Genomic DNA, 2,895 nt, shown 5'->3' on the forward strand with positions numbered 1-2,895 from the left:
GGGGGATCGGCGGGGTGTCGGCCCAACTGGCGAAGGCGGCTTGGACGGCGGCGACGGCTTCACCCACGGTCTGGCGGCTGGCCAAGGCGACGCGACCAGTCACTTCGCCGGTGGCCGGGTTGTAGACATCCTGATAGCGATCATCGCGGCAAACGCGCTGGTCGTTGATGTAGTGCTCGAGGGTGGTGCTCATGGCAGTTGATCCCAGGTCGGTAACGTTGGAGCCCACAATAGGCTTTCGGTTTGTTCCAAACCAGAGCAGAATCCAGAACTAATTGTCCTTGTAGGCGAACAATAGAATCATGGAAAAGGCTGAGATCGAGGGGTTGTGGACGCACATTCACTGGTTATCGGTGCTTGAGGAGCAAGGCACCTACACCGCCGCTGCGGCGCGCCTGGGCGTGAGCAAGTCCGCCGTGAGCCAGCGAATTTCCGATTTGGAAAAAGCCACCGGCACCCGGCTGGTCACCCGCACCACACGCAGTGTACGGCTGACCGACGCAGGCCTGTCATTGACCCGCGACGTGCGCAGCGCCTACGAACACATCGCCCGTAGTTTCTCGTCGGTGCGCGACTCTGCGGGAGAGATTCGCGGCCTGGTGCGCCTCACCGCACCGGTGGCGTTTGCCCGGCAACAACTGGTGCCGCACCTGTCCGAGTTCCTGCAGCTTTACCCGCAGGTGCGCATCCAACTGGATGTGTCGGATGCCCTGAGTTCACTGGCGGCCGAAGGCTACGACCTGGCGGTGCGACACGGCTTTCAAGTGCCTGAAACCCATGTGGCGTGGAAACTGTGCGACACCGGCTCGGTGCTGGTCGCCACGCGGGACTACCTGCAACAGCACGGCGACCCGCGCGAACCCGGCGATCTCAGCGCGCATAACTGCCTGTACTACCCACGGGGCACCGACCAGCCGGCGTGGACTTTCGAACGCGGCGGCAAAAAAGTCGAGCGCATCACCGTGCCGATCGCCGGCAGCTTTTCCACCAACAACAGCGAAGCCCTACGTGACTCGGCGCTCAACCACTTGGGCATCGCCCTGCTCCCGGATTTCAGCGCGCAGGCCGCGCTGGCCAGTGGCAAATTGGTGCAGGTGCTCAAGGGCTGGACGCTCAAAGGCGCGTTCGCCGATGAGATTTACTTGATTCGGCCGTACTCGCCGCATGTGCCGAAGTCGGTGACGGCCTTGGTGGGGTTTCTCAAGGACAAGCTATCCGCTGGTTTTCGCTTCGTGGGCAATTGAAGTCTGCACCCAGCATGGTCATCGTTTCTCCACACAACCTCACGGGAAACTCCATCGAGAGTCGATAACCTGATCAGCCCTACGTTCAAAGGCGATCGACATGTTGGCCCTCAACCCACGCGTGCTGCTCATGGTCCTGTTGTTGCCCGTAGGGCTCTGGGCGCAAGACGTTGGCGCCGCCCGCCTGAAGAACGATATCCCGCCGCGTCTGCAATGGACGGCGAACTTCGGTTACTGCGGTGAAGTGGCCTTTGTCAGCGCCGGGCTCTACTACGGCCAGTACGTTTCCCAATACGACGCCCGGGCCATTGCCACCCCGGGTATTGACCCGTCCAAAGCGGGGAGCCAGTTACTGGTGGGTGTGAACGATGGCGCCGCTGCCGCCCGGATGCATTTGCAGGCGGTGCAGTGGAACAGTGTCAACACGCCGGACGCCAACGCCTTCCTGACGTGGTTAAAGGGCAATGTGTTGGCCGGTTACCCGGTGATCATCGGTGTGTATGAAAACATGCACGCCTTCGAAGGCTCCACTGAGGCCGAGGCCGGCGACGCGCAGTACGACCATATCGTGCCGGTGATCGGCGTCTCGTCGAAATACCCGCTGACGTTACCGCCGCGCGCTTACCCTGACGACGTGCTGGCCCTGAGCGATAACGGCCTCTGGTCACCCGACGGCGCCCCGGCATATCGGTATCACTTTTCGTTCGACCGCTTCCAGGCCAACCGCCAGGAGGCCAACGCGCCGTCACAGGCGCTGTATTCCCTGCCGCGCAACAGGCAGTACGGCGTGGCGGTGACCGGCATCATCGATCACGACGGCCAGACGCTGCCAGTGCGGCTGTGGACCGGGGTGATCGAGGAGCAACCGCCGATAGCGCAATACACCCATACCCGGCCCCCGTCTGCCGCGTTGGCATTGACTGTGACGGTCTCCGGTTTGAAACCGAGCGTGGCCTACACCCTGTATCGCTACGACACCTTCGCCGCAGTCCCCGACGCCGCCTTTAACGCCAACGCTGCCCAGGCGGCGCGACAGTGGAAGGTCAAGATCAAGACGGGCTCGACGTATACGTTGAAAGAGACCATTCGTTCGGACCAAGTGGCGGTGTATCGGGCAGTTCCCGACACGGCGCCTTAACCCCTCACCGAGTTAAACGGAACCGTTCCCAACAACCCGCCACGGTTAACGTTACCTATAGCCAGCGGCAATAAACAACATAAAAAAATAGCGATTTATTCATTAAGCTTTTACCTGCAACGACTTCTTGACGACCGAAAAAAGTCCATACAACTAGTTGTAAATAATGAATAAATCGCTGCTGATTGCGCCTCCTAAAACATCACTTTCAAACACTTCCCTTCGCAAACTTGCAAAACAACCACAACCGGCTAAGTTCATGGATAGCATGAAAGCCATCAGCCATTACGTATACAACCCACCCTTCAGGCGAGGGGTTCTATTGCTCTAAAAACAGCGCTTAACAGTGACAAGGAACTTAAGTCTTAACGCTCAAAAGGGATACTTTGATGAGGCGCAGCCGGTGGTATCGTGCGTGTTCGAAAAAAGGGCCAGCCACGCATTTTTGGCTGTCGCTGATGGGCTTTTCTGTGTTGGTGATTGCCAGCTTCCTGTTGTTTGAACAAAAGATCC

Annotated in this window: 3 protein-coding genes; 2 read left to right on the top strand and 1 reads right to left on the bottom strand. The window is 59.2% G+C overall.

Features of this window, described 5'->3' with window-relative positions; all coding sequences use genetic code 11:
* Positions 1–193 (bottom strand): aldehyde dehydrogenase family protein (locus E0F99_RS29530; RefSeq protein WP_130909123.1); only part of this gene is annotated, 193 nt, incomplete at its 3' end.
* 109 nt (positions 194–302) lie between these two features.
* On the opposite strand from E0F99_RS29530, the gene E0F99_RS29535 reads away from it, so the two are divergent.
* Together E0F99_RS29535 and E0F99_RS29540 are read left to right on the top strand one after the other, a co-directional pair.
* Positions 303–1,244: a LysR family transcriptional regulator gene (locus E0F99_RS29535; protein WP_083358807.1), complete on the top strand. Its 942-nt coding sequence runs from the start codon at positions 303–305 to the stop codon at positions 1,242–1,244.
* 100 nt (positions 1,245–1,344) lie between these two features.
* Positions 1,345–2,382 (top strand): hypothetical protein, encoded by a 1,038-nt coding sequence (locus E0F99_RS29540; protein WP_083358808.1) that lies wholly within the window; start codon positions 1,345–1,347, stop codon positions 2,380–2,382.
* Positions 2,383–2,895 lie beyond the last annotated feature (513 nt).

Origin of the sequence: Pseudomonas antarctica (genome assembly GCF_900624995.1) — a bacterium.
GTDB lineage: Bacteria > Pseudomonadota > Gammaproteobacteria > Pseudomonadales > Pseudomonadaceae > Aquipseudomonas > Aquipseudomonas antarctica.